The 26,799-nt window shown below is 63.9% G+C and carries 27 protein-coding genes and 1 pseudogene; 23 read left to right on the top strand and 5 right to left on the bottom strand.

Going from position 1 to position 26,799, the window contains the following annotated elements; translation table 11 throughout:
- Positions 1–16: 16 nt before the first annotated feature.
- Positions 17–361 (top strand): DUF1491 family protein, encoded by a 345-nt coding sequence (locus tag P6U31_RS24370; RefSeq protein ID WP_407184307.1) that lies wholly within the window; start codon positions 17–19, stop codon positions 359–361.
- Between the two features lie 152 nt (positions 362–513).
- Here the strand turns inward: P6U31_RS24370 and P6U31_RS24365 are convergent, their stop codons facing one another.
- Positions 514–1,488 (bottom strand): DUF2336 domain-containing protein, encoded by a 975-nt coding sequence (locus tag P6U31_RS24365; RefSeq protein WP_407184306.1) that lies wholly within the window; start codon positions 1,486–1,488, stop codon positions 514–516.
- Positions 1,489–1,742: 254 nt separating this feature from the next.
- Here P6U31_RS24365 and P6U31_RS24360 point away from each other — a divergent pair, with 254 nt between their 5' ends.
- Both P6U31_RS24360 and P6U31_RS24355 read left to right on the top strand, forming a co-directional pair.
- The gene (locus tag P6U31_RS24360) at positions 1,743–1,931 is read left to right on the top strand and encodes a hypothetical protein (RefSeq protein ID WP_036005903.1); all 189 of its coding nucleotides are present in this window, start codon (positions 1,743–1,745) and stop codon (positions 1,929–1,931) included.
- A 16-nt stretch (positions 1,932–1,947) separates the two neighbouring features.
- Positions 1,948–2,709: a hypothetical protein gene (locus tag P6U31_RS24355; RefSeq protein ID WP_407184305.1), complete on the top strand. Its 762-nt coding sequence runs from the start codon at positions 1,948–1,950 to the stop codon at positions 2,707–2,709.
- Here the strand turns inward: P6U31_RS24355 and P6U31_RS24350 are convergent.
- Positions 2,693–3,565: a LysR family transcriptional regulator gene (locus tag P6U31_RS24350; protein ID WP_407184304.1), complete on the bottom strand. Its 873-nt coding sequence runs from the start codon at positions 3,563–3,565 to the stop codon at positions 2,693–2,695. The genes P6U31_RS24355 and P6U31_RS24350 overlap by 17 nt on opposite strands.
- 94 nt (positions 3,566–3,659) lie before the next feature.
- Here P6U31_RS24350 and P6U31_RS24345 point away from each other — a divergent pair, with 94 nt between their 5' ends.
- The 11 genes from P6U31_RS24345 to P6U31_RS24295 all read left to right on the top strand — a co-directional run bounded on the left by P6U31_RS24345 (position 3,660) and on the right by P6U31_RS24295 (position 16,559).
- Positions 3,660–4,508: an MBL fold metallo-hydrolase gene (locus P6U31_RS24345; RefSeq protein ID WP_407184303.1), complete on the top strand. Its 849-nt coding sequence runs from the start codon at positions 3,660–3,662 to the stop codon at positions 4,506–4,508.
- A gap of 159 nt (positions 4,509–4,667) precedes the next feature.
- Complete coding sequence (locus P6U31_RS24340) at positions 4,668–6,050, top strand: carbohydrate porin (RefSeq protein WP_407189935.1); 1,383 nt, start codon at positions 4,668–4,670, stop codon at positions 6,048–6,050.
- A gap of 166 nt (positions 6,051–6,216) precedes the next feature.
- Complete coding sequence (locus tag P6U31_RS24335; RefSeq protein WP_407184302.1) at positions 6,217–6,582, top strand: hypothetical protein; 366 nt, start codon at positions 6,217–6,219, stop codon at positions 6,580–6,582.
- Between the two features lie 97 nt (positions 6,583–6,679).
- Complete coding sequence (locus tag P6U31_RS24330) at positions 6,680–7,072, top strand: FixH family protein (RefSeq protein WP_407184301.1); 393 nt, start codon at positions 6,680–6,682, stop codon at positions 7,070–7,072.
- 79 nt (positions 7,073–7,151) lie between these two features.
- Positions 7,152–8,573 carry an efflux RND transporter periplasmic adaptor subunit gene (locus P6U31_RS24325; protein ID WP_407184300.1) on the top strand — a complete coding sequence of 474 codons (1,422 nt, stop codon included), beginning with the start codon at positions 7,152–7,154 and terminating at the stop codon, positions 8,571–8,573.
- On the top strand, positions 8,570–11,758 hold the full coding sequence (locus tag P6U31_RS24320) for an efflux RND transporter permease subunit (protein ID WP_407184299.1): 3,189 nt from the start codon (positions 8,570–8,572) through the stop codon (positions 11,756–11,758). Before P6U31_RS24325 ends, P6U31_RS24320 begins: the two co-directional genes overlap by 4 nt.
- Before the next feature lie 390 nt (positions 11,759–12,148).
- Positions 12,149–12,382 carry a hypothetical protein gene (locus P6U31_RS24315; protein WP_407184298.1) on the top strand — a complete coding sequence of 78 codons (234 nt, stop codon included), beginning with the start codon at positions 12,149–12,151 and terminating at the stop codon, positions 12,380–12,382.
- A gap of 44 nt (positions 12,383–12,426) precedes the next feature.
- Entirely contained in the window at positions 12,427–13,314 is an 888-nt protein-coding gene (locus P6U31_RS24310) for a DUF1259 domain-containing protein (RefSeq protein WP_407184297.1), read from the top strand.
- Between the two features lie 201 nt (positions 13,315–13,515).
- Positions 13,516–13,833: an ArsR/SmtB family transcription factor gene (locus P6U31_RS24305; protein WP_407184296.1), complete on the top strand. Its 318-nt coding sequence runs from the start codon at positions 13,516–13,518 to the stop codon at positions 13,831–13,833.
- A 49-nt stretch (positions 13,834–13,882) separates the two neighbouring features.
- A complete protein-coding gene (locus tag P6U31_RS24300; RefSeq protein ID WP_407184295.1) occupies positions 13,883–15,256 on the top strand; it encodes an NAD(P)-binding domain-containing protein in 1,374 nt (457 codons plus the stop codon).
- 124 nt (positions 15,257–15,380) lie between these two features.
- The gene (locus tag P6U31_RS24295) at positions 15,381–16,559 is read left to right on the top strand and encodes an MFS transporter (RefSeq protein ID WP_407189934.1); all 1,179 of its coding nucleotides are present in this window, start codon (positions 15,381–15,383) and stop codon (positions 16,557–16,559) included.
- A 24-nt stretch (positions 16,560–16,583) separates the two neighbouring features.
- On the opposite strand, the gene P6U31_RS24290 is transcribed toward P6U31_RS24295, so the two are convergent.
- Positions 16,584–17,375 carry an IclR family transcriptional regulator gene (locus P6U31_RS24290; protein WP_407184294.1) on the bottom strand — a complete coding sequence of 264 codons (792 nt, stop codon included), beginning with the start codon at positions 17,373–17,375 and terminating at the stop codon, positions 16,584–16,586.
- Between the two features lie 173 nt (positions 17,376–17,548).
- Between P6U31_RS24290 and P6U31_RS24285 the strand changes: the two genes are divergently transcribed.
- The 6 genes from P6U31_RS24285 to P6U31_RS24260 all read left to right on the top strand — a co-directional run bounded on the left by P6U31_RS24285 (position 17,549) and on the right by P6U31_RS24260 (position 23,738).
- Positions 17,549–18,709 carry an aminotransferase class V-fold PLP-dependent enzyme gene (locus P6U31_RS24285; protein WP_407184293.1) on the top strand — a complete coding sequence of 387 codons (1,161 nt, stop codon included), beginning with the start codon at positions 17,549–17,551 and terminating at the stop codon, positions 18,707–18,709.
- Between the two features lie 123 nt (positions 18,710–18,832).
- On the top strand, positions 18,833–19,735 hold the full coding sequence (locus P6U31_RS24280) for an amino acid ABC transporter substrate-binding protein (protein WP_407184292.1): 903 nt from the start codon (positions 18,833–18,835) through the stop codon (positions 19,733–19,735).
- A gap of 106 nt (positions 19,736–19,841) precedes the next feature.
- The gene (locus P6U31_RS24275; protein WP_407184291.1) at positions 19,842–20,636 is read left to right on the top strand and encodes an amino acid ABC transporter permease; all 795 of its coding nucleotides are present in this window, start codon (positions 19,842–19,844) and stop codon (positions 20,634–20,636) included.
- Complete coding sequence (locus P6U31_RS24270) at positions 20,633–21,328, top strand: amino acid ABC transporter permease (RefSeq protein ID WP_407184290.1); 696 nt, start codon at positions 20,633–20,635, stop codon at positions 21,326–21,328. The genes P6U31_RS24275 and P6U31_RS24270 overlap by 4 nt, the downstream gene beginning before the upstream one ends.
- A gap of 37 nt (positions 21,329–21,365) precedes the next feature.
- Positions 21,366–22,121 carry an amino acid ABC transporter ATP-binding protein gene (locus P6U31_RS24265; RefSeq protein WP_407184289.1) on the top strand — a complete coding sequence of 252 codons (756 nt, stop codon included), beginning with the start codon at positions 21,366–21,368 and terminating at the stop codon, positions 22,119–22,121.
- Positions 22,122–22,619: 498 nt separating this feature from the next.
- Entirely contained in the window at positions 22,620–23,738 is a 1,119-nt protein-coding gene (locus P6U31_RS24260; RefSeq protein WP_407184288.1) for a hypothetical protein, read from the top strand.
- 106 nt (positions 23,739–23,844) lie between these two features.
- On the opposite strand, the gene P6U31_RS24255 is transcribed toward P6U31_RS24260, so the two are convergent.
- Both P6U31_RS24255 and P6U31_RS24250 read right to left on the bottom strand, forming a co-directional pair.
- On the bottom strand, positions 23,845–24,141 hold the full coding sequence (locus P6U31_RS24255) for a hypothetical protein (protein WP_407184287.1): 297 nt from the start codon (positions 24,139–24,141) through the stop codon (positions 23,845–23,847).
- Positions 24,142–24,181: 40 nt separating this feature from the next.
- Positions 24,182–24,421 carry a hypothetical protein gene (locus tag P6U31_RS24250; protein ID WP_407184286.1) on the bottom strand — a complete coding sequence of 80 codons (240 nt, stop codon included), beginning with the start codon at positions 24,419–24,421 and terminating at the stop codon, positions 24,182–24,184.
- 297 nt (positions 24,422–24,718) lie between these two features.
- On the opposite strand from P6U31_RS24250, the pseudogene P6U31_RS24245 reads away from it, so the two are divergent.
- The 3 genes and pseudogenes from P6U31_RS24245 to P6U31_RS24235 form a co-directional block, all read left to right on the top strand.
- A pseudogene (locus tag P6U31_RS24245) lies at positions 24,719–24,858 on the top strand (IS5/IS1182 family transposase); the annotation flags it as partial.
- 889 nt (positions 24,859–25,747) lie between these two features.
- Positions 25,748–26,131 carry a hypothetical protein gene (locus P6U31_RS24240; protein WP_407184285.1) on the top strand — a complete coding sequence of 128 codons (384 nt, stop codon included), beginning with the start codon at positions 25,748–25,750 and terminating at the stop codon, positions 26,129–26,131.
- Complete coding sequence (locus tag P6U31_RS24235) at positions 26,128–26,748, top strand: hypothetical protein (protein ID WP_407184284.1); 621 nt, start codon at positions 26,128–26,130, stop codon at positions 26,746–26,748. The genes P6U31_RS24240 and P6U31_RS24235 overlap by 4 nt, the downstream gene beginning before the upstream one ends.
- The last annotated feature ends 51 nt before the right edge of the window (positions 26,749–26,799 follow it).

The raw sequence follows: 26,799 nt of genomic DNA, 5'->3' as shown, positions 1-26,799 counted from the left end.
GCCTATCGTTCGACTCATGCGTTTGAAATCCAACATATGGGTCGCCGCCTATCTGCGCCGGTGCCAGACCGAGGGCGTGTTCGGCGCGGTCCGCCGTCGCGGCGCCGAGGAGGCCGGGGCGGTGTTCGTGAAGGTGTCGCTGCTCGACGGCCATGCGATGCTCTACGTGCCGGCGCCGCAGACCTCTTACGACGACGGCCGCCCCGTCGATCGCTTGTTCGTGCCGGTGGCGCCGCAGCCCTTGCCGGAGCACACCGTCGAGGAGCGGCTGACCCGCGAAATCCGCTTCGACCCGGACGCCTGGATCGTCGAGACCGAAGACCGTGCCGGGCGGCATTTCTTGGAATTGGCCAAGACGTAAGCGCTCCTCCGCCATCATTGCGAGTGCAGCGAAGCAATCCAGCAATGCCTCCGCGAGGGCAGCCTGGATTGCTTCGTCGCAAGAGCTGCTCGCAATGACGAGTTCGGGGTGGCGCAGTGCGCCCCGTCACGCGTCACGGCCTGCGAAGGCGATTATCGTTCCGACGATCCGTCGGTGCCGGTGCGGCGTGGCATCGCGCCCGGCTGCACGCCCGGCCGCGTCTGGCTTGCGCCGGCGCGGGCGCGTTGGCGTTCACCGTCATGCAGCGACGGCTGGTATTTTGCGCGCGTGACGGCGAGCGTCGAGCCGCGCCAGGCCGCCAACATCACCAGCGCCGAGCGATCGCTGAGCCGGTCATAGAGCCGCGACAGCCGGTACACCTCGTTCACCGAGGTGCCGATCGCCGGCTTGAAGAACAGCAGGATGCGCTGGAAGTTCGGGCTCGGCATGTCGAGCGCGCGCGCGGCGACAGCGAGCGCTTCGCCGCCGGCGTCGTCGACGATCTGGGCTGCGACGCGCGAGGGCAGGATCAGGCTGTCGCCGAGCTCCAGGGTGAAGTTCTCGACGTCGCCCGCGATCGCCGCCATCTCCAGGATCTGAATTGCGCGCTTGGCACGCACGGTCGGGATTCGCGGCGCGGCCTTCAGCGGGGTCTGCGCCAGATTGTGCAGGATCAGCGCGCGCTCGGAGGCGCCGGCGCCGAAGAACATGTCGTGGATCTCGGCGGCGTCCTTCGGCTGCATCGCCATGTTGGTGGCGATGCGCTGCTCGGCATCCGAAGGCGTGCGGACCGGCGCGGGCGAGGAGGCAGATGTGGGAATCTCGCGCGCCAGGGGGACCCTGCGGCCTTCCTGGGCTGCGACCAGCCCGAGCTTCTGCAGCACCGGGACGGGCGTCTGCGGGTAGATCGCGAGCTTGGCCTTGATGGCCGCGCGCGTCGCATCGTCGACCTGGTCGATCAGCCGTGTTGCCAGCTCGGTGAACTGCCGCTGCTCGTCGTCGCTGTGGATACGGGTCTGGACGTAGAGGTCGGTCAGCACGCGCAGCAGCGTCGGCCGAACATCGACGCCTTCGCGACGGGAGAGGGACATCAGCCCGTCGAATCCGGGAAACAGCGACTTGGTCATGGAGAGATACGCGACCTGCAAAACATACTCGCCGCCAGCCTATCGCAGGCTCCTTTAAAGGCTCGTTAAGGAAAACGAGGCGTGAAGCCGAACGCTCGATTTGAGGCGGTCTCGTGCCTTAACGGGACGCCGCGGCCGGTCCGTGCGGATACGGTCCAAACGCCGCGTTTACATCCCGTTAACCATGAGCTGATCTTAATGACTGCCATGTTGCATGGGCGCGTTCGGTCGCGCGGCAATTGAAGAGAGCTGACATGGGGACCATCATTGAATTTCCGGCCGGTCGCCGGGTGGGCTCGTCGGGGGATGTCGCTCCGCGCGCGGACATGGGAACGGTCCTGATCCTTCCCGTCATTCGTATCGAGCGCGAGGCAGATGAAACCAGCGGCGATCGCGGCCCTGAACAGGGCACAGCGCCGGGGCGCCGTCGCCGCCGTCGCTGACATCCGGCTTCTTGCAATGCCGGACACCATCCGCCAGATCCGGCCCGTCCTGTCGGCCGTCCTGCTCGCGCTGCTTGCTGCGACCCTGGGTGCGTGCAGCGGTGGCGATTTCGGCCGCACCCGCGCCGACATGCGCAGCGACGACATGCATCGCTGGCTGGGCGCGGAGGCCACCTCCAGCGTCGGCCTGAGGCCTTCGCAATTCCAGCTCACCGACGAGGAGCGCCAGCTGCGCGACCTCGCCTACCCCATGATCGAGCCGCCGCTGTCGCGCCCCGCATGGAAGAGCGTGTTCGGCGACTACAAGGCGATGCCCTCGCCCTGGCGCCAGAAGGTGGTGTTCGACCGCACCATGTACGGGCGCACGCTGATCGACGAGCCGCACCGCTCGCATTCCTCGCGCTATGCGCAGCTGATCGAGGACGTACGCAACGACATCACCCGCTTCGAGCCGTTCTTCGCATCCGCGATCCGCGTCATCGACCTCGACAGGAAGCGCGACGCCAGCATGGCGCGCGTCTCCGCGCTCTCGCCGAGGGAGAAGGAGGATGCGGTCGCGCGCATGCAGGAGAACTCGCTGATCGTGCAGTGGGTGCAGCAGTGCCTCGAGCAGCGCATCTCGTCCTATCGCTGGGCGCTGGAGCGCCTGGTGATCCAGGCGCCCGACGGCATGGCCGCCGATGCCGACCGCCTGATCGGCGAGCTGGCGGCGCAGACCGCCAACCCGCCGGTCGCAGGCCAGCCGCCCTACGGCCGCGCGGTCATCTCGAAGGGCTGAGCGTCTTGCGCGCGCCGGCTCGGCGCTTGGTTCGATCCGGCCCGCGCTGCTTCTGCAGCTTCCCCACAAACTCTTTCAGCGCATCGGCCAACGGAACCGCGGCGCTGTAGGCGAGGCCGACCTCGCGCCTGAGCTTGATCTCGATCTCGCGCAACGCGACATCGGGATTTCCCCGTGCCACGCCTTCCGGGACGATGGCGATGCCGACACCGGCGGCGACCAGTGCGATCGCCCAGTCTTCCGACTGCGCGATCGCCGCGGCCTGGCGTCGCTGCGCCTTGCGGCCGAAGAACGCGCTTTGCTCGCAATGGCAGCGGTCGATCAGGGGCACGCCGGCAAGGTCGGCGGTCCGAAGCTTCTCCTTCAGCGTCAGCGGATGCGACGGCGGCAGCGCCGCCACATAGCGCTCGCTCCACAGCGCGACGAATTGCTCGTCCTTGCGCAACATGCTCTTGGAGATGATGCGTGCATCGGCGTGCTCGTCGCTGCCGACGAGCCGGAGCGCCACGTCGCTACGCGCCGTCAGCGGCTTCAGGAGCGCGATGGTCCGGGGTACGTCGAGCGTGCGCATCAGTCCGAGCGTGATCGTGCGCCTGGTGCTCGGCTTCCTGAACAGGCTGCGCGCCGCATCGGCCTCGTCGATGATGCGGCGGGCCAGTGCATGAAACTGCTCGGCCGAGGCGGTCGGCGCCACGCCTTTCTTGTGCCGGATGAACAGGGTGGTGCCGAGCTCGGCTTCGAGATTGGTGATCGCGATCGAGATCGAGGGCTGCGACACGAAGCAGGCGCGTGCCGCCGCGGTCAGGTTGCATTCGCGATAGACGGCGGCGAAATAGCGAAGCTCGCGGATATCCATAGGATAGGCCTAGAGAACATATCAATAATCGATATTTTACCTATGGAATGAACGCTGGCAAGAACGCCCTGATCACGAACGGCAGGAGCGCGCGATGAAGATCCATCACCTCAACACCGGTACGATGTGCCCGATCGGCCGGCGTCTGGTGAACGGCAGCGGCGGCCTGTTCCAGCGCGCCCGGCTGGTCTGCCACTGCCTGCTGGTCGAGACCAATGACGGGCTTGCTCTGGTCGACACCGGCATCGGTCTCGACGACATTGCCTCGTCCGAGCGGCTGGGGCGGCGGTGGGTGCGGCAGACCGCGCCGAGACTCGATCCCGCGGAGACGGCGGTCGAGCAGGTGAGGGCGCTCGGCTATTCACCGGCCGACGTGCGCCACGTGCTGTTGACGCATCTCGACCGCGATCACGCCGGCGGCGTGCCCGACTTTCCGCACGCTGCGATTCATGTCCATCGCGCTGAATACGATATGGCGGTGCTGCGCAAGCCGGCGCCGCCGGAAGGGCGCTACGTCACGGGGCAGTGGAGCCACGGACCGCGCTGGCAATTCTACGGCGATGCCGGCGAGGACTGGTTCGGCTTCAAGGGCGTGCGCGCGCTTGGCGACAGGGAAGCGGACATCCTGATGATTCCGCTCGCCGGCCACACGCTCGGTCATTGCGGCATCGCGGTGCGTTCGGGTGAGAGGTGGCTGCTGCATGCCGGTGACAGCTACTTCCATCATGCCCAGCTCGACAGCTCGCCGCGCGTGCCCTTGATGCTCGGCTATTTCCAGCGCCGCGGCGACATGGACCGCGGTATGCGGATCGCCAACCAGGCGCGATTACGCGCGCTGAAGCGCGATCACGGCGACCGCGTCACGATCGTCAACAGCCATGATCCCGCCGACTACGAGCGCTGTCGCTGCGGAAAGCATGGATACGGATCTACGGGTCTGTGAATGTGTAAGAGTGAACATAACGGATCTCCTTGCATGCGGTAGTTCCAGGGAATCGATCGACTGCACGCCTCAACGCACTATCTGGCTTGAATATCGGGCGGCGCTGTGCGTCATTGACTACCCTGGAGGAGAGGCGTGGCCGCTGAAAGAATCCGCCATATCGCTCGGGCGCTGATCGTCGGAGCCTGTCTGAGCGTGGCTGCGCAGTCCGCGGCTCAAGACGAGAAGAAGACGGACGACGACAAACCCGCCGATCCCGATACGGGAGAAAGCACGGTCGAGGAAAAGACGCTTGGGCTGCTGCCCAATCCATGGCAGCAGAACGGGGTGAAGTTTGCGGCGACCTATATCGGCGAGGTGCTCGGCAACCCGACCGGTGGCCTGAAGACGGGTGCGGTCTATGAGGGGCGGCTTAACCTGGCCGTCGATCTCGACCTCGAAAAATTGGTCGGTCTGGACAAGTTGACGTTCCACGCCAACGTGTTTCAGATACATGGCGACGGGCTGTCACGCTCCAACCTCCAGAATTTTTTTGTCGTCAGCGGTATCGAAGCGCTACCCTCGACGCGGCTGTATGAGGCCTATTTCGAGAAGCAGTGGAGCGACAAGAAGATCTCGCTCAAGTTCGGGCAACTTGCGGCCGACAGTGAATTCTTCAATACCAAATACACCGACGTATTCACCAACGCCTCGATGGGTTGGCCGGCGATCACCGCACTGGCGCTGCCGAGCGGTGGGCCCTCGCCGCCTCTGGCAGCGATGGGCGCGCGCCTGCTCATCAACGTCACCGATCAGTTGTCGGTTCTCGGCGCGATTTTCGATGGCGATCAGGCCGGTCCAGGTCCCGGTGATCCGCAGCAGCGCAACCGGTATGGCGTGAATTTCCGCGTCAACGATCCGCCACTCCTGCTGGGCCAGATCCAATATGCCTGGAACAATAAGAAGGGCGATCCGAATCTGACCGGCCAGATCAAGGTCGGTGGTTGGCGCCATTTCGGATCGTTCGAGGATCTGCGCTTCGCCTCCAACGGCGTTTCGCTCGCAGCGCCGGCAAGCAGCGGCGAGCCGCAGCTGCTCTCGGGTGACATCGGAGCCTGGGCGGTTTTCGAGCAGCAGGTCTATCGGGTGCCGGACAGCGACGACCGCGGCATCGGCATCTTCGCGCGCGTGTCCGGCGCGCCGGCCGATCGCAATCTGGTGGACCTCTATGCAGATGGCGGGGTCGAGTTCATCGGGCTCAGCAATGCCCGCCCTGATGACAAGTTCGGTATCGCCGCGGGCTATGCGCATATCTCGAAGCGCGCACAGGCGCTGGACACCGATTACAGCAGGTATGTCGATCCCCGCTGGCCGCTGCGGAGCTTCGAGGGGCTGTTCACAGCGGTCTATCAATACCAGGTCAGGGATGGCTGGACCGTTCAGCCGAACTTTCAATACATTCTCCATCCCGGCGGCGGAGCGACCGGTCCAGCCGGACCACGGCCGGGAAGACTCTTGCGGGACGCTTCAGTGTTCGGATTGCGAACGACGCTGAAGTTCTAGCGACGGCCTCCGCGCTGGTGGTCGGTGGCCCTACGCGTTTGGAGAGCAGCGCCGCTCTCAGGGCAGGGCGTTCCGGTCACGGATGCTTGACCGGGATCAAGGACTGTTTTCATTTCCAGGATATGGTATTGGGGCCATGTTCGGCCCCAAGGGTTAAGCCTTATCGATGCGGTTTGTCCGTACCATCCTGGCATTTGCAATCGCCATATCCCTGGCGATGCTGCCCGTTGGCGCGTCCGCATCCGGCCTTGCCATGTCATCTGACGACATGCAGACGGCCATGCACATGAGCGCCGCGAGCGACATGGCGATGGACGATTGCTGTCCCGACGGCAAGGGAACGGGTTCCGATACCGTCGGCTACAAGTGCGGAATGGGCTTCTGCTGCGTCGGCGGCACCATCGCGCTCGATGATATCAGGCCCGTCGCCTTCGGGTATTTCGCGGTCGCGACAAGCACGATTGCCATTCCCGCCGATCAGGCCGTCTCCGTCCACAGCGGCAGTCCCCCGTTCCGGCCTCCTCGAATCTGAACTCGCCCAGCCAAGGACGCGAGCGGCATGCCTGCTCGCGACGACTGACGTGTGCGCGCATGCGCCACGGCGAAAATCAGATCATGAGGACAGGACAATGCTTTCCAAATTCAGCACCGCGGCGCTCGCCGCCACCCTTTCGCTTGCCGCTTCCGCTGCAATGGCGGGCGCCGGCGACTACGCTTTCGAGCCCGTCAATCCGCAAATGAAGAAGGGCGACGACGTCACGCTCTCGGTTCGCCTGACCAACAAGCAGACGGGCAAGCCGGTGGCGGACGCCGTCATCTTCAAGACTCGCGTCGACATGGCCCCGGACGGCATGGCCGAGATGGAATCGGCGGTGGCGCCGCTGCCGTCGAAGGAGCCGGGCGTCTACGCCTTCAAGACGGACCTGCCGATGGCCGGTCGCTACCAGGTCACCCTGTCGGCAAAGGTGCAGGGCGAACCGGAGACCGTCACCGGCAAGGTGATCGTCACGGCGATTAAGTGAGCGTGCGGACGCCGCAAGCGGCGTCCGAACTTCTCCGTCCCATTCACATGGACGCGCGCACGCCGCGCGAAGACACACCATGAAGACGCTGCGTCTCCTGACTATTCTCGCTCTCGGCGGTGGCCTCGCCCTGGGCGGCGTGTACTGGGCCTCGTCCGATGGACGCTGGTCCGCTCATGCCGAGGTGGCCCCGGCCGCGGCCCGGGCCGACCGATCTCCGCTCTATTACCGCGATCCCAGCGGCGCGCCGCTCTGGTCCGCCGGTCCGAAGAAGGACGATCGCGGCCACGACTATCTGCCCGTCTACGAGGACGGTCAGGCCGCAGCGCCAGTGAAGCCAGCGCAGGCGGAATCCTCGCGAAAGATCCTCTATTACCGCAACCCCATGGGCCTGCCCGACACCTCGCCGGTGCCGAAGAAGGATCCGATGGGGATGAAGTACATTCCCGTCTACGAAGGCGACGAGGTCGACGACGGCACGGTCAAACTCTCGCCGGGCAAGATCCAGCGCACCGGCGTGAAATCCGAGCCCGTCGAGCGGCGGGCGATCCGCGTGACGGTCAAGGCGCCCGGCACGATCCAGCTCGACGAGCGCCGCGTCTCGGTGATCGCGATGCGGGCGGAAAGCTTCGTGCGAGAGATCGCCGACGTCACCACCGGTACGCGCGTCAAGGCGGGCCAGCCGCTGATGGAGATCTACAGTTCGGCGGTCGCCTCCGCAGCAGCGGAGTATCTCGCGACCATCACCTCGAAGACGGTAGGCGGCGTCGAGATGTACGGCCGCGGCTCGCGGCAACGGCTGATCAATCTCGACGTCCCCGAGCCCGTCATCGCCGAGATGGAGCGGACGCACGTCGCGCCCGTTACCATTCATTGGTCGGCGCCGCGCGATGGCATCGTGCTCGAGCGCAATGCGGTCGAAGGCATGCGCGCCAATCCCGGCGACGTGCTGTTCAGGATCGCGGATATCTCGCTGGTCTGGGCGCTGGTTGACGTCGCCGAGCGCGATCTCGGCAACATCGCGGTGGGCCAGCCGGTAGCGGTGCGCGCGCGCAGCTTTCCCGGCCGCGTCTTCAGCGGCAAGATCGCCGTCGTCTATCCGCAGGTGAACCGCGAGACCAGGACGGTACGGGTCCGGATCGAGCTCACCAATCCCGATGCGGCGCTGCTGCCGGACATGTATGTCGATGCCGACATCGACACCGCCGACGCCGCGCCTGTCCTGGCGATCCAGGATAGCTCCGTGCTCGACACCGGCACGCGGCAGGCCGTCCTCGTCGACAAGGGGCAGGGGCGCTTCGAGCCGCGTGAGGTGAAGCTCGGCCGCCGGGGCGGCGGCTATATCGAGGTGCGCGACGGACTTGCGGACGGCGAGGCGGTGGTCACGTCGGCCAATTTCCTGATCGACGCGGAAAGCAATCTGAAGGCTGCGCTCAAAGGCTTCGCCGAGGCGGCGCCTCCAGCGTCCGAATCTGGTCATGCGGGGGGAGAGCACAAATGATCGCCCGCATCATCGCCTGGTCGGCGCGTAACCTGCTGCTGGTGCTGTTCGGCGCCGGCTTTGCGGCCGCCGCCGGCCTCTATGCGCTGATCCATCTGCCGCTCGATGCGATCCCGGATCTCTCGGACACGCAGGTCATCGTCTACACCGAATATCCCGGCCAGGCGCCGCAGGTGATCGAGGATCAGGTCACCTATCCCTTGACAACGGCGATGCTGACCGTGCCGAAATCGAAAGTCGTGCGCGGCTTCTCGTTCTTCGGCGTGTCGTTCGTCTACGTGATCTTCGAGGATGGCACCGACATCTACTGGGCGCGCTCGCGCGTCCTGGAGTTCTTGAACGGCGCTGCCTCGCGGCTGCCCGCCGGCGTCAGCCCGACCATTGGACCCGATGCGACCGGCGTCGGCTGGGTCTACCAGTACGCGGTGATGTCGAAAGAGCTGAACCTCGCCGACGCCAGGACCATCCAGGACTGGAATTTGAAATTCGCGCTGGCCAAGGCCGAGGGCGTTGCCGAGGTCGCCAGCATCGGCGGCTTCGTCAAGCAGTACAATGTGGTGCTCGATCCGCAGCGGATGCGGGACCGCGGCATCAGCATGCAGAAGATCCGGGAGGCGATCCGCGCCAGCAATGCCGATGTCGGCGGTCGCACCGTCGAGCTCGCCGAGTTCGAATACGTCATCCGCGGCAAGGGCTATCTCAAGAGCATCAATGATCTCGGCAATATCGTCCTGAAGACGAGCAACGGCACGCCGGTGCTGCTCCGCGACGTCGCCAATGTCGAGCTCGGACCCGACGAGCGCCGGGGCATCGCCGAGCTGAACGGCGAAGGCGAGGTCGCAAGCGGCATCGTGCTGCAGCGCTTCGGCGTCAACGCGCTCGATGTCATCGAGAACGTCAAGAAGCGGTTCAAGGAGATTGCGAGCAGCCTGCCGGCATCGCTCGAGATCGTCCCGGTCTACGACCGCTCCAGCCTGATCTACGCGGCCATCGACACGCTCAAGCATACGCTGTTCGAGGAGAGCATCGTCGTCGCGCTGGTCTGCATCGTGTTCCTGCTGCACGTCCGCAGCGCGCTGGTCGCGATCCTGATGCTGCCGGTCGGCGTGCTGATGGCGTTCGGCGCCATGAAGCTGCTCGGCCTCGGCTCGAACATCATGAGCCTGGGGGGCATCGCGATCGCGATCGGCGCCATGGTGGACGCCGCCATCGTCATGATCGAGAACGCCCACAAGCATCTCGAACGTGCCGAGCCCGGCCAGTCGCGGGTGCAGGTCTTGATCGATGCCGCCGCCGAGGTCGGCCCGGCGCTGTTCTTCAGCCTGCTGATCATCACCGTGTCGTTCATGCCGATCTTCACGCTGGAATCGCAGGAAGGGCGGCTGTTCAGCCCGCTCGCCTTCACCAAGACGTTCGCGATGGCTGCAGCCGCGCTGCTGTCCGTCACGCTGGTGCCGGCGCTGATGGTGATCTTCGTTCGCGGCCGGATCGTGCCGGAGAGCAGGAACGTCATCAATCGTTTCCTGATCTGGATCTATCGGCCCGTGATCAAGGGCGTGCTCCGCGCCAAGATGCTGGTGATCCTGGCATCGGTCGCCATTCTCGCCATCACGACATGGCCGGCGCTTCAGCTCGGCACCGAGTTCATGCCGACGCTGAACGAGGGGACGCTGCTCTACATGCCGACGACGCTGCCCGGCATCTCGGTCACCAAAGCGGCCGAGCTGATGCAGACCCAGGATCGCATCATCAAGTCGTTCCCGGAGGTCGCGTCCGTCTACGGCAAGGCGGGGCGGGCGGCGACCGCGACCGATCCGGCGCCGACCGAGATGTTCGAGACGGTGGTCAACCTGAAGCCGAAGGAGCTTTGGCGGGCAGGCGTCACCGTCGACAGTCTGGTCGCGGAGATGGACAAGGCGCTGCAGTTTCCCGGCGTCTCCAACGCCTGGACCATGCCGATCAAGGCGCGCATCGACATGCTGTCCACCGGCATCCGCACGCCTGTCGGCGTCAAGGTCATGGGCACCGATCTCGTCGAGATCGACCGGCTGGCGAAGCAGGTCGAACGGGTGATCAAGACCGTTCCGGGCACGTCCTCGGCCTACGCCGAGCGCGGCATCGGCGGCTACTATCTCGAGATCGTGGCGGACCGCGAGGCGCTCGCCCGCTACGGCATCCTGATCCAGGACGTTCAGGACACCATCGCGGCCGCGCTCGGCGGCCAGACGGTGACGACGACGGTGGAGGGACGGCAGCGCTTCACGGTGAACATGCGCTATCCGCGTGACCTGCGAGACAATCCCAAGGCGATCGCCAGCGACATCCTGGTGGCGATGCCGGCGGGCGGCGCCGTGCCGCTCGGCGAGGTCGCGAAGGTCGAGCCGGCGCGTGGGCCGACGTCGATCCGGACCGAGAACGGACAGCTGGCGACCTACATCTATGTCGACATCCGCGATCGCGACATCGGCAGCTACGTCGCCGATGCGCAGCGCGCGGTGATGGAGAGCATCCAGTTTCCCGCCGGCACCTACGTGGTCTGGAGCGGCCAGTACGAATATCTGCAGCGCGCCGCCGCGCGCCTCAAGATCGTTGTGCCCGTGACGCTCACGATCATCTTCCTGCTGCTGTACCTCAACTTCAAGGCGCTGACCGAGACGTTGATCGTGATGCTGTCGCTGCCCTTCGCGCTGGTCGGCGGCATCTGGATGATGTGGTGGTTCGGCTTCAACCTGTCCGTCGCGGTCGCGGTCGGCTTCATCGCGCTCGCGGGCGTCGCCGCGGAGACCGGCGTCGTGATGCTGATCTATCTCGAGCATGCACTGGTCGAGTTGAAGGCCAAGCGCAGCATCGAGAGCAGGGTCTTCACCCGGCGTGATCTCCACGACGCCATCATGGTGGGCGCGGTCGAGCGGGTCCGGCCCAAGATGATGACCGTGGTCGCCATCATGGCGGGCCTGCTGCCGATCATGTGGAGCACCGGAACGGGATCGGAGATCATGCAGCGCATCGCGGTGCCCATGATCGGCGGAATGATCTCCTCGACGCTGCTGACCCTTGTCGTGATCCCGGCGATCTTCGGCCTGGTGAAGGGGCGGGGACTGCCCGATGGCGAGCAGCCGGCGCTTGCCGACGATCACGCCGCCGAGATGGCGCACGGCGTGCGCGCTTCGCAGGCAGCCGAATAGGATCGGTTGGTCGCCGAGCAGACGCTCCTTGTTTCAAGCTGCGGGTTGGCCTGGTTCCGCCAGGAGTGAACTCTTCGTGACGCGCCTCGGCCGTCCCCGGGTTGACAGTTGGGTCACCCGGGTTTCTAGTCGGTGCGACGGGGATATGCGATCTCCCCGCGAGGCGACATGCCCAAGCATCGCGTCCTGATCACCAAGGGCGCAGCATGTCATCTTTCATCTCCTCATCTTTCACCTCCGCTTCATCCCCCGAACGCCTTGTCGGCACGTCGACGCGCCATCGGCGGCGCGCATCCGCGTCATGGCCCTGTCGCGCGCCATGGGAGTGATCCGGAGCAGCGTCACGAAGCGGCTCACCTGGGGCGGGGGACACGACCAGGAGAAACGATCATGCGAATACCAGCAATCTTTCACCCAGTTCTGCTTCTGGCGATCGCAGCCGGGCTGTCGAGCGCCCACGCGCTGACGCAGGAGGAACTCGTGGCCAGGCTGCAGGCCGCCGGCTATTCGCAGGTCAGTGACATCAAGTCGACCGCCGAGGGCACCACCGCAAAGGCCATGAAGAACGGCAAGCAGGTGCGCCTGGTCGTCGACAGCGGTGGCCAGATCAAGGAGCAGAAGTGAACGCTGGGGCGGGAACCTGAAATTCAAGCTCAAGGAGCAGATCAATGCGAAAGACAATCTCGGCGCTGATCGGCGTCAGTGCCTGCCTCATCGCGAGCGCTCACGCGCAGGAACTCGACTGGAAGAAGGTGGACGAGACACTGGGCCGCAAGCCCGTCGTTGCGGATGATGTCCACCGCTACGGCTTTCCCCGCACCGATCTCTCGGTGACCTTGGACGGGGTGACGATCAAGCCGTCGCTGGCGCTCGGCGGCTGGCTCGCGTTCAAGCCGGTGCATGGCGGCGCCATGGTCATGGGCGATCTTGTGCTCCTCGAGACCGAGATCAATCCCGTCATGGCCAGGATGATTGCGAACGGGCTCGAGATCACCGCCGTGCACAATCATCTGCTGCGCGCGAGCCCGGCCACGTTCTACATGCACGTCGCCGGGCATGGTGACCCCGTCAAGCTGGCCTCAGCGATTCATGATGCCCTCGCCGAAAGCAAAACCCCGCTGGCGGCCGCCGCGCCTGCGAACCCTGCGCCGCCTGTCGATCTTGATACGGCGAAGCTGGATCAGATCATCGGCGTCAAGGGGCAGGCCAATGGCGGCGTCTACCAGTTCAACGTCAAGCGGCGGGATCCGATCACCGAAGGCGACATGCCGCTGACGCCGGTCGGTGCGATGGGCGTTGCGACCGCCATCAATTTCCAGCCGACCGGGGAAGGCAAGGCCGCCATCACCGGCGATTTCGTGCTGACCAGCGATGAAGTGAACCCGGTCATCGTGGCGCTGCGGACGCACGGCATCGAGGTGACGGCGCTGCACAGCCACATGCTCGACGAACAGCCGCGGCTGTTCTTCATGCACTTCTGGGCCAATGACGATGCGGTCCAGCTCGCCGGCGGCCTGCGCGCCGCGCTCGACAAGACCGCCAGCACGAAAAGCTGACGCGAATCCGGTTGGCGGCTGTTGGAGCCTCCAACGGAGCCGTGACCGGTTGGAGCGGGGTTAGACCAGGACGAGAGCCGTCTTGCGCCGCTCCGCGCCAGACGCGGACAGGTGGCTTGCCTCTTCGACGTGAAGACCATTATTCCAATATTCTAGAAATATGGTTTGACATCGGGCGAGCGAAAGCGCATCTTGCAGGCTATGAAGATCGATGACGCAGCTCAACGCCTGGAGGCTCTGGGTAACCGGACGCGGCTCCAAATCTACCGCGCCCTGGTCCGGGCCGGACATGCGGGCATGCCCGTCGGTCGGCTGCAGGAGAAGCTGAAAATTCCGGCGTCCACTCTCTCGCATCACATCAAGACACTGGTCGCTGTTGGGCTCGTCAGTCAGGTCAGGGAATCGACGACGCTGATCTGCCACGCGAACTTCGATGCGATGCGGGGCCTGGTCGACTTCCTGGCAGCGGAATGCTGCGCCGACGAAGCCGGATGCAAGGGCGCGCAAACGGCCGCGTGATCTATTTGCCCAGTTATTCGATGATTCTAGAAAGATGGGAGAAGTTGGAATGAACAGCAAGACGGTCGCCATCATCGGAGCCGGGCCGGTTGGCCTCGCTGCAGCTGCTCACGTGCTCGAACGCGGCATGTCTCCCATCGTGCTCGAAGCCGGGCCCGAAGCCGCACATGCGATCCGACAGTGGCGGCATGTCCAGCTGTTCTCGCCGTGGGAGTACAATGTCGACAAGGCGGCGGCGCGGCTGCTCGCGCCGACGGGGTGGAATTCGCCGGACCCTCACGCCTATCCGACCGGTGGCGAGTTGATCGAGCGATATCTCGCCCCGCTCGCAACCCGCACGCTGCTGCGCGAGATGATCCGGACCTCGAGCCGGGTCACGGCGATCAGCCGGGCCGGCTTCGACAAGGCGAAAACCAAGGGCAGAGAGCAGGCGCCGTTCGAAATCCGCTATCAGAACGGCAAGGGTTCCGAGGTGCTGCGCGCCGATGCCGTCATCGACATCTCAGGCACGTGGTTCTCTCCCAATCCCGCCGGCAGCAACGGTTTGCCTGCGGTCGGCGAACGCGAGCACGCCAAGCGCATCGCCTATGGCATGCCGGATGTGCGGGGCACTGAGCGTGCCAGATACGCTGGTAGGACCGTTGCCGTGCTCGGTGTCGGCCATTCTGCATTGGGCACGCTCATCGATATCGTGCAGCTCGCGGGCGAGGTGCCAGGCACGCAACCGATCTGGCTGTTGCGCGGCACCGATCCCGCAAAGGCGTTCGGCGGCGGCAGCAATGACAAGCTGGCAGCGCGCGGCCAGCTGGGCTCCACCTTCGCCGCGCTCGTGGCCGCCGGCAAGATCAGGGTCGAGACCGGATTTGGTGTGACGCATCTGTCGGATTCCGAAGGCCGCCTCAGGATTTCGGCAGGCAGCTGTTGTGGCGCGCAGAGTGTGGTGGCGGACGAACTGATCGTCTCGACCGGATTTCGTCCCGATCTGTCGTTCCTGTCCGAGCTGCGGCTGCGGCTCGATCCGGCGATCGAGGCCCCGGTCGCGCTCGCGCCGCTGATCGATCCCAACGAGCATAGCTGCGGCACGGTTCGGCCTCATGGCGCGCGTGAGCTCGCGCATGACGAGCCGGGTTTCTATCTCGCCGGCATGAAGTCCTACGGTCGTGCGCCGACCTTCCTGATGATGACCGGATACGAACAGGTCCGCTCGATCGCGGCCGATATCGCCGGCGACAAGAAGGCTGCTGCGCGGGTTGAACTCGTGCTGCCGGAGACCGGCGTCTGCACGCGCGGCGGTGTCGAGACGGCGGGGGCGGGATGCTGCGGCGGTCCGGTAAAGGCAGAGCCGTCGGCCTGCTGTGCCGCCGATGAGACGGCCAAGAAGGCAGGTCGCGCGGGGTGCGGCAGCCCTCGATCCTCATCCTGAGGGCCCGCCAACGGCGAGCGTCTCGAAGGATGGCCACAGGGGAAATCGATCCCATGTGCGATTGCCCTGCAACAGAGGGGAGGCGAGCATTCGGGGCTTGAGCGGGTGGCCGCTGATTGCGGTGATGTGCATCGGCCAGGTCGGCAATTTGCTGCCGCACGTGACGCTGTCCGCGAACCTGGCGCAGCACCTGATGCCGGCGTGGAATCTCTCCGCCGCCGAAGGCGGGTTGATGGCGAGCGGCTATGCGTTCGGCTACATGCTGGCCGTCCCCGTGCTGACGACGCTGACCGATCGCATCGATGCGCGCCTCGTCCTGCTCTGGGGCTCGATCGTCAGCGGGCTCGCCACTGCGGCTTTCGGCCTCTTCGCGCAAGGGTTCTGGTCGGGCACCGCGATCTGGTCGCTGGCGGGACTTGGTTTTGCCGGCGCCTACATGCCCGGCCTGAAGGCGCTGACGGACCGGCTTCCAACTGGGGACAGCTCGCGCGCGGTGACACTGTACACGTCGAGCTTCTCGGTCGGCGTCGGCCTCTCGTTCTTCGTCGCGCAACTGATCGCCGATCGCTGGGGCTGGCGGGCAGCCTTCCTCGTCACCGGTTTCGGCCCGATCGCAATGGTGGTCGCGTGTCTTCTGCTCGATGCGCGGCAGCCCGCGCCGAAGGCCGGGCGCCTGCTCAACTTTGCTCCCGTCTTCGCCAATCGCGAGGCGCTCGGCTACATCCTCGGCTACGGCGCGCACTGCTTCGAGCTCTACGGCATCCGCACCTGGCTGGTGGGGTTCTGGACCTTCGTCGTTGCGCATCAAGGCGGGCCGCCTTGGATGACTCCCGTGCTGATGAGCTTTTGCTTCGCGGTGATCTCGATGCCCGCCAGCATCCTCGGCAATGAAGCCGCTCTCAAATTTGGACGGCATCGCGCCATTACGGTCGTGATGATCGCATCGGCCTGCGTCGCGCTGGTGATTGGCCTCAACGCGACGGCTCCGGCATGGGTGCTCGCGCTGCTGCTGATGCTGTACGGCCTGACCGTGCCGGCGGATTCAGGTGCGCTGACCGCAGGCATGTCGGCTGCGGCCGTTTCCGAGCATCGCGGTGCAACGCTGGCCCTGCACTCGACGGTTGGCTTCGGCTTGTCGGCCGCCGGTGCGTGGGGAACCGGCGTCGCGCTCGACATGGCCGGCGGCCCGCAGAGCGCGAGCGGCTGGCTGCTGGTGTTCACCGTGCTGGCGGCCGGAATCGCGCTGGGACCGTTGGTGCTGCTCTGGGCGCGAATGGAGCAGCGAGACGGCTTCGGGTCTTGAGCGCGGGGCGTCGATCAGGTGGGGTCAGCCATTCTCCGGCGTGTCGCCTGCGTCGTCCCCGAGGATCGTCTCCGAGAGCAGTGCGGCGGCCTTCTGCAGTGGAGCGATGAACCGATCCAGCTCGGTGAAGCTCACGCGTGCCACGGGAACGGAGACACCGAGGCACGCGATCAGCTCGCGATCGGGGGAGAGGATGGGAACGGCACAGCCGACGACGCCTCGCACATATTCTTCATTGGTCTTGGCCCAGCCGCGCTTGCGGGTCTCATCAAGCACCTGCATCAGGCGCTCGACATCGACGATCGTGGTGTCGGTATACCGCGTCAGAGCGAGGGCGCGGCACAGCTTCTCGCGCGCCCGCTCCGGCAGACGGCTCATGTAGATCTTGCCGGTCGAGGTGCAGTGGAGCGGGGCCGCTTCACCGGGATTGAACTGGAGACCTTGAGGCTGTGACACGCGGACGCTGTCGACATACGCAACGACATTGTCCCGCACCACCCCGATCTCGCATTGCTCGCCGATTTCGGCGGCGACGGCGCGGAGCACCGCGTGGCGGCGCGCGGTCCGGAAAGCTGCGCCGATGACCTTGGCCGACAGCGTGACCAGTTGATTGCCGACCACGTAGCGCTTCGTTCCCACGGCTTTCTGAAGCAGCCCGCGCTGCTCCAGATTCCCGATGAGCCGGTGCGCCGTCGGCAGCGGCAGGGACAGTGCAGCGGCGATGTCCGCGACCGAGGCAGCTCTGGTCTGGCTGGCAACATAGCCAATGACCGCGAAGGCGCGGTCCAGCGGCCCGTCGGTACTCAGCTGCTGCATTTTGCGTTCCCCAATCCTGACATTCGACAAATTATCATTTTTCGGAATGAAAACTACTGAAATATGAAAATTACTATAGGCGAGTTTGCGTCTTGCCCATATCGTTGGCGTTGCGAGGCGGTGAACAGGATTTGTGCAGTGCGAGCCGCCGCGGACGCGCTCAGGAGATCGGGATGCCAGGCCATTACGACGTCGAAGCCGTGCGGAAAGAGTTTCCGGCTGCCGAGCGGATCACCTATCTCGACTCCGGTTTCCAGACGCCGCTTGCGCGCCCGGTCAAGGCAGCGATCGATCGTTTCCTCAGCGAAGGTCTCGAGACCGCCGGCCCGAAAAGCGTCTGGCTCGATCGCGTCGAGCAGACCCGTGGCAGGCTGGCGCGGTTGCTGGGCGTATCGGCGGATGAGATCGCCTTCACCAAGAACACCTCGGAAAGCATGAACATCGCCGCGAACGCGCTGCCGCTGCGCGCCGGCGACAAGGTCGTGATGATCCACGGCGATCACCCGAACAACGCCTACGCGTTCCTCAATCTGCAGCGCAAGGGCGTCACCGTCGAATTCGTGCCGATGACCGAGATCGTCAACGCCGACAGTCTTCGTCCCTACATCGATGCGAGCACGCGGGCGATCTCGATGTCGCAGGTGACGTTCCATGCCGGTCACCGTTTCGATGTCGAGGGCATCGGCGCCCTCTGCGCGGAGAAGGGACTCTATTTCATCGTCGATGTGATGCAGGCGATCGGCGTCGTGCCGATCGATGCCAAGGCGATGCGCGCGACCTTCATCGGTTCGGGCAGTCACAAAGGTCTGCTCGTGCCGCAAGGGCTGGGCCTTTTGTATTGGGACAAATCCAGGATCGAGCTTGAGCCGGCTTATCTCGCGGCCGCGAGCCTTGCGGAGGTCCCGGCCGATCTTATCGCTCGAACTGACAAGCTCGATCTTGCCCCGAGCGCGCGCCGCTTCGAGCTCGGCAATTTCAACCTTCCGGCGATCCAAGCGCTCGGTGCCTCGCTCGACATGATCGAAGCGCTGGGCGTGGAGAACATCCAGAGCCACTGCTTCGATCTCGGCGACCATCTCATCGCCCGGCTCGACGCGCTGGGCGTGCGCCTGGTCGGCCCTCGCGCGCGCCAGCATCGCGCGCCGCACATCTACGTCATCGCGTTGCCCGCCGCCGAATGGCTCGGCCATTTCGAGGAGAATGGGGTTCGCGTGTCGCCGGAGCGGGACGGCATTCGCGTGTCGTTCGGGATGTTCAACACGATAGCCGACATCGACCGCCTGATCGAGATCATCCAGCGGCGCGGCGTGAAGCCATCATCGAGGGCTGCCTAAAGCATGATCCGGAAAAGTGCGAAGCGGTTTTCCGGAAGGATCGTGCGTAAACAACAACCTGAAGCGCGATGACAATTCATCGCAATCTCGGCGCGCTTCAGGCTGTCCATCAAGGAGACGTACATGACCAATTTTGCGCGTGTCTTGAGCATTCTGTCCGGCCTCGCGGTCCTCGGCACCGTTACCGGACCCTCGGCTGCCGCTGATAGCCCCACGCTCGCCAGGATCAAGTCGAACGGCGCCATCACCATCGGCCACCGCGAGGCCTCGATACCGTTCTCCTATCTCGGTCCTGACCAGAAGCCGATCGGCTTTTCGCTCGACCTCTGCGCCGCCATCGTCGAGCGCATCAAGGCGGAGACCGGCATGCCCAATCTCAAGGTGAATTACGTCCCGGTGAACTCGTCCAACCGCATCCCGCTGATCCAGAGCGGCACCGTCGATATCGAGTGCGGTGGCACCGCGAATGACAGGAAGCGGCAGGAGCAGGTCTCGTTTTCCGTCGCCACCTTCGTCAGCCAGCCGCGCTGGCTGGTCAAGGCGGACAGCGGCCTCAAGACCGCCGGCGATCTCAAGGGCAAGACCATCGTCGTCACCCAGGGCTCCAATGCCGTCGGATTCGCGCAAGGCGTGAACTCGAAGGAGCAGCTCGGCTTCAACATTGTGCAGGCCAAGGACCATGCCGAATCCTTCCTGATGCTGAATACAGGCCGCGCGGCCGCCTTCATGGAAGACGATATTCTCCTCGCGGGCCTCAAGGCCGCAGCTCCGAATCCGGATGCGCTGATTTTTCTCCCAGAGGGTTACGCCAAGATCTATTATGGCCTGATGTTCACGAAGGGCGATACCGGCTTCAAGGCGCTGGTCGACGACGTTCTGTCGAAGCAGATGGCGTCGGGCCAGTTCGAGAAGACCTACGCCAAATGGTTCACCCGGCCGATTCCGCCCAAGAACGAGAACCTGGCATTCCCGCTGACGGTCGAGCTCACGGAGCGGATCGCGCATCCCAGCGACGCGGTCGATTAGAGCATTTTCGAGCGAGGTGGATTCCGGTTCGCGTCAAGCGTCAAAACAACAATCCACTTCGCGCCAAGGCGAAGACTGTCCCGCAAACCGAGCCCTGAGGTTCGCCATGTTTGCAGTGCTTCTTGAACAGACCGCGGATGGCCAGCGCTATATCGACTGGCTCGTGTCGGGCCTCGGCTGGACCCTGGCGCTGGCGTTCTTCGGCTGGTGGATTGCCTTCGCGGTCGGGTTGATCGTTGGCATCGGCCGCACCGTGCAGAACCGGGCCGTCGCGGCGCTTGCCCGCCTGTATGTCGAGATCTTCCGCAACATCCCCGTGCTGGTGCAGATGTTTCTCTGGTATTTCGTCCTGCCGGAGATCCTTCCTGCCGCGCTCGGCAATGCCATCAAGCAGGTCCCGCCGCCCTGGGGATCGTTCTTTCCGGCGCTGGTGTGCCTCGGTCTCTACACCGCCGCCCGGATCGCCGAACAGGTTCGTGCCGGGATCGAGGCGCTGCCGAAGGGACAGGTCGAGGCGGCAAGCGCGCTCGGGCTCGGCGGCTATCTGACCTATCGCCATATCATCGTGCCGCAGGCGCTGCGCCTGATCATCCCGAGCCTGACCAGCGAGGTGATGGGCATCTACAAGAACACCTCGGTCGCGCTCACGATCGGGGTGATGGAGCTGACCGCGCAGGCCCGTCAGATCAGCGAAGCGACATTCCAGACGTTCACCGCCTTCGGCGCCGCGACACTCGTCTACCTCGCGCTGGCGCTCATTGCCTATCAAGGGATGGCGCTGATCGACAGGGCCGTGCGCATTCCGGGCACTGACCGTGCGGACGCTGCCGTCAAGCCGGCCGCGACGCACGCCACCCAGCCGATTGGCTCCCTGCCTGACGCAATGGAGGTCGTGAAATGAACAGCCTCGATTTCTCCGTTGTCCTTCAGGCGTGGCCTTACCTGTGGTCGGGCCTGCTGTTTTCGCTGGCGCTGACCGCGGTCGCCTTCGTGGTCGGCCTGGTGCTCGGCACCTGCCTGGCCCTGGTGCAGCACTTCGAAGTGCCCGTGCTCGGCAAGATCGTGCGTGGCTATGTCGCCCTGATGCGCTCGATCCCGCTGATCCTGGTCCTGTTCTGGTTCTTCTTCCTGGTGCCGATCGTGCTCGGCCATCTCGGCGGCAACGGGCGGCCGGTCCCGATTGGCGCCACCTGGACGGCGTTCATCACCTTTGGCCTGTTCGAGGCCGCCTATTATTCGGAGATCATCCGCGTCGGATTGCGCGCGGTAAACCGGGGGCAGTTCGAGGCCTGTCAAGCGCTCGCACTCTCCACCTTCGATACCTATCGCTCCGTGATCCTGCCGCAGGTGCTCCGCGTCGCCAGCCCGATCATCCTGAGCCAGACCATCATCCTGTTCCAGGACACGTCGCTGGTCTACGTGCTATCGCTCACCGATCTGCTCGGCGCAGCCTCGAAGCTGGCGCAGCTCAACGGCCGTCTCGTCGAGATGTATCTGGTCATTGCGGTGGTCTATCTCGCGATCAGCTCGGCAGCATCGCAATGCGTGGCATCCTTACGCAAGCGCTATGCGATCGCGGGAATGCGCCGCTAGCGCTGCGCGTGGTCATCCCGGTCTTTGGAGAGGAAAAATGCTTCAGCTCGCTGCGGAGAATGCGTCCATCGTCACCGTGGAAAATCTGGTGAAGCGGTTCGGCCATTTCACGGCGCTGAATGATGTCAACCTCACGGTCGCGGCCGGCGAGAAGATCGTGCTGTGCGGTCCTTCGGGCTCCGGCAAGTCGACGCTGATCCGCTGCATCAATCACATCGAGAAGCACGATGCGGGGCGGATCGTCGTCGACGGCGTCGAACTGACGAACCGGATGGATAACATCAACGGCGTCCGACGCGAGGTCGGTATGGTGTTCCAGAGCTTCAACCTGTTTCCGCATCTCTCGGTCGTCGAGAATTGCATGCTGGCGCCGATGAAGGTGCGGGGCCTGTCCCGCGCCGAGGCGCACGAGCGTGCGATCGGTCTGCTCCGCAAGGTGCGCATCCATGACCAGGCGCACAAATATCCGGGGCAGCTCTCCGGCGGCCAGCAGCAGCGCGTTGCCATCGCGCGGGCGCTGTGCATGCAGCCGAAGATCATGCTGTTCGACGAGCCGACCTCCGCGCTCGACCCGGAGATGGTCAAGGAGGTGCTCGACACCCTGGTGGAGCTTGCAAGAGACGGCATGACCATGGTCTGCGTCACCCACGAGATGGGCTTTGCCCGCGAGATCGCGGACCGGGTGCTGTTCATGGATCGCGGCGCGATCGTCGAGGAAGCCGATCCCGAAACCTTCTTCCGCGCGCCGAGGACGGAACGGGCGAGGGATTTCCTCGGCCAGATCATCCACTAAAGCATGATGCGGAAAAGTGCGAAGCGGTTTTCCGGAAACGATCATGCGCAAACGACAACCGCCCGCGCGATGACGATTCATCTGGGGTGCGTACTCATAAAACCTACCACTAGGAGCTGGCGCACCTGTCCGCTTGTCCCCCAGCAGCGGCGCGAAAGCGGACGTTATCGGACTTCCGGGAAGGGCCAACAACGAAAGTCACTGGTCGGCTTAGCCCGTGGTTGCGCCGGAGAAACCAACCTCAAGGCTGGCAGCGGTGGGATCAACCATCAGCCATTTCGTCCCGACTGAGGCGGTGATCACTGCATCTGCGCCTGCATTGCGGCTTGACGACGACCCTTCGCGAGGCTCGCGAGGCGCCGTAAGGCGAAACTGCCCGTGTGCTCATCTAAAGGAAAAATCAAGCTGTCCTCGATCTCGCGCCAAGGTCATTCGGAGTCTTTCGATCACGCTTGATGGTATGAACGCCTGCGCAGGAAAAATCACCCGGGTAATGGGATGCCAGTTCCTTTCACAGACTTCAGGGGCAACATCTATAGCTCGTTGGACGTGCTCCAGTGGATCAAGCAAAACGTTCCGTGTTTCACGGGGATGATTCCTAGGGAATGGACACAGGCGGTCTACGCCGAGGGCCGCCTGCGCGGCATAAACCACGCGGTTGCCAAACAGGCTTTATTCTTGGCGTCTCGGTCTGGCTACCAGTTCGACTTCTCGAGCCCCCCGGTCGCGACGGACCCGGTCGTACGCATGTCGAAAGCTGAGAAGCTATCGGCAGGAATAGAACATTCCCTGAAATATCTGCCGCCGGATCTCCAGTCTGTCGGCCAGGCCTTGCTGGAACCCAAGTCGCTCACGATCATGGTGGGCACACTCCTGGTCTGGGCTGCGTCGCATGCCTTCGGGATCGGAGAGGTCATCGATTTGATCCTGCTCGGCGTTGGCGTCCTGTCGGTGGGCTTTTCCATATTCTCGGGCGCGGGCGCGTTGATTGACTTCGTCGAAACCGCGGTCGATGCGAGCACGAATGAAGATCTCAACAAGGCCGGCCAGCACTTCGCCCGCGCCGTCGTCGTTCTCGGAATAGCGACTATCCAGGCCCTGCTGCTTCGCAAGCCGATAAAGGCCGCCCGAGCCCGCTACGCCGCACCAGCGAGGGTCGGAGCTCCGCCACCGCCCGGAACGCCTCCATCGACCACGTCTGAACCAACGCTTCCAAACAATGCGTTGGGGTCAACGGACGCGTATGGGAATATCAAGATATCCCTGCAGCAGTCAGCCGCTTCTGCGAAAGAAACCCTGCTGCATGAACTGGTCCACCGCTTCTTCTCGCCTCGCGTCGCGCTACTGCGACGATTTCGGGCCCAGCTGAATATCGACGCATACGCGCGGTCGTGGCTGCTGAGATACCTCGAGGAGATGCTGGCAGAAGGCTTTGCGCAACTCAGAGCCAACGGAGTGCTGTCGACATTCAAGGCGCTCTACTTTCCCATCGCCGAAGGCTACGTGACGTTGTCACAGGTTGTCACCGAGGGGACGGTGATCGGCACGATCACACTTGCCGGCAGACGAATTTACGTCCTCGTTTCGACAGGCAAGATTCCGGCGGATTCACAGTGATCGCCTTGCGTACGACGTCCGGTTTCCCGCAGACAGCCGACATGGCCCTTTCGTTGTACAGCTGAGGGCCACAAGCGGAACTGACGCCGTAGGAAGGCGCAATACCTCACGCGGGTTCCGTGCGTCGAAAAACGCGGAGATCCATCTCGCGCCAACGCATCATCACCTTTTGCTCGAAGCGATCCTCTCTAATTCTCACGCGATAGACGCCCTCGAAGACGAAGATATCATCCTTGGTAGCTACCGCTTCCAAGAAGCGGGGAGACAGAACGGCGAGATTGACGGCATCGTCGCGCCCCGACATTTGGCCGACCAGCTGCCAGAAGGCGAACATTGCGTAGCAATAATTGTCGAAGGTCTCGAACGCTGAAAAGTCGGCGGCGTGACACTCGTCCAAGGTCATCAAGGGATAGCTATACGCACTCCTCATGTTGAGATCAGGCTCAATGAACTTGAGAACGGGCGGAGGCGATCGGAGCGTCTGTGACGCCGGCCTCTTCCAAGACGGAAGTGCTCCACTCCCAGCAGCTCGTGGAGTTGTGGCAGAAGGCTTCACGCAGCAGGCCATCTTCGTCAGGGAGCCACAGATTATGTCCCCGCTCCGCTTCCATCAGACGATAAACGTCGAATAAAAACTCGTATATGAACGCTCCTACAGCCGCATTTCGCATCACGCTTAACATTCTACAACCTCCAACTAGCCCGGCTCGTTAGCCTCTAGAGGCTATCACCAATTCCTAACAAAGAGGATCGCAGCGGAAGTCCGCTCAGGGTCAAAATGCGAAGAACTCAGCACGCGCAAAGTAAGTCGGCTCAGCGCCGCGAAGCGGACCTTCACTGAATCGTGTACCGCCGCCTCGCTGATCGGCTAGACGCGAGGCTCCGAACGAAGAAGCCGCTGCTCGAGGCGGCCTCCGTTGCCGAAAGCTCGCGGCAATGCTGCTTGCCGACCGGATCAGGGAGCTTGCCATGAAGAAAGGCGCGTCGAACGGTTCTTCAACAGCATCAAGCAATGCCGTCGAGTGGCGACACGCCACGACAGGCTCGAGGGAAACTACCTTGCCTTCGTCCAACTCGCATCCGCTTATGGCTGTCCGCGCGCTATGACTCCGCGCCCTAGACCGCATCGCGCTTTAGCATACGTCTCGGTCTTTAGCGCCACAGCGGAGCGCGGCGTCAATCGCAGAACTACTGCCGTGCCGCGCCGCTGGCTCCGGGGATTTGTCCCCCGAACTTTGACGGGCCGGTGCCACTGACGCTCGTCGGGCCGCCGGCTGTCCCATTCGGGTCGGTCCGGGCCGCGGTCCGGCCGGGGCCGTGCATCATGTTCATTGAATTGAACCAGCCGTGGTGGTGATGGCGTTTGGCGCTGTGGGCCGAGGCATAGCCGGTCGAGCAGGCGAGTAAGATTGCTAATGTAAGCGTTGCTGTTTTCATCTGGGTTTCCTCTCCGGTTGAGGAAACTGCATGGGCCGGCGACTTGTTCCAAGGCTACGTTTCAAGGCTACGTCGATCTGGAAGCGTCTCTCACGTGGCGGTCGCGTCGATGGGACGTTCCGCGCCGCCTGTCCACATGGTCAAGCTGACGGCCGCGCAAAGCATCACGTCCTACAAATGGGTGCATCCGACCGAGGAGCGCCAGCCCAATGATTTCAATGTCCCGCAGCTCCAGTTCGTCACCCTATGGCAGCGAAGGCTGCGATTTGACAAATCCGTCCATTGCGCAATAATCGCCATACGGGGAAGCGGTCTCCCCGTGAGGCGACATGCCCAAGAATCGCGTCCCAATCTCGACAAGGACGCTGCATGTCTGACGTTTTCCCATCCCATCTGCAGGCTTCTCGATTGGTCTCGCGCGCGTCAGGACCTCGCTGTCGGCGATGGGACCAACGCGTCCATGGCCTCTGCCGAACCGCCAGGCATCGTGCCGAGGTCGGCGGCTATGCGGATAGCTTCATGGCAGCGGTCGATCGGAGTGTCGTGCAGCGGGCTTGCGAAGGCATGCAGCCATGAAGCGCGCTTCACGCAATGCTTTGCGCATGATCGCTTGTCTGGCCGTGCTGGCCGTTACGATCGACGCGCGCGCAGGAGATCAGCTTCGGATGCTTGACGGCAAACAAATTCGCGCGCGTGTCGTGGGCAAAGACATCACCGATGGTGCGCACTGGTCGCTGTATCTGCGACCGGACGGAACGATCATCGGTTCCGAGTCCGGAGAGTCCTGGACCGGGAGCTGGAAAATCCGCGATGACAGGCTCTGCATGACGCAATCCGGCATCACGTCACCGGTCTGCAGCGAGGTCTGGATGTCGGGCGCGAGCATCAAAATGCGCGGCAGCGGCGATGAGAAGACGCTGGATGCGATGGTCATGGTCCACCGAGCCAATCGATGAAACGACGGCAGGGAAAGGAAAACTCGAATGCGATATGTGGCTCTTGGTTTATGGATGCTGGCCGCTCTCCTGGTTACGAACGCGACGGCGCAGGCCCAAACATCCTGCAAGATATGCGTCGAACAGCAAAAAGCATGCATGAAGAACTACGCCGGCCCGGCCTGCAAGACCGAGTATCAGATCTGTCGCAAATCGTGCAAGAGGTGAGGGCCATGGAGCCGAGATCCTCGCGGGCGGCGGCTTGCTTCGTCGCGGCACTCGCTGCCGGCGTCGGCGCCCTGATCGCGTTCGATGCGGGCGGCGCCGCAGCCAAGACGCACCAAATCCTGACCGGTACGCAGATTCGCGCGAGCTTCATGGACAAGCAACTCACCGACGAAGTCCACTACCGCTTCGTCTTCGACCGGGATGGTGCGCTTCAAAGCTATGCAATGGGTGTGAAGAAGATCGGCAAATGGCATGTCGACAAGGACGAACTCTGCCTCGACCTCGGAGAGAGGGACGATGGCTGCTATCGGGTGACGCTGCGCGGCGAACGGATCGAGTTGACGCCGACGGGCTTGGGTGGCGCGCTCGACGGCATTTTGCAGCCGGCGTATCGCGGTGATGGGAGGTAAGGCCCGGAAGCACCCGACATAACAGCTAGACTTCGGGGGTGCCGCGGCCTC

Source organism: Bradyrhizobium centrosematis, assembly GCF_045571495.1.
GTDB lineage: Bacteria > Pseudomonadota > Alphaproteobacteria > Rhizobiales > Xanthobacteraceae > Bradyrhizobium > Bradyrhizobium centrosematis.
This window is presented reverse-complemented; position numbering and strand designations above follow the sequence as displayed.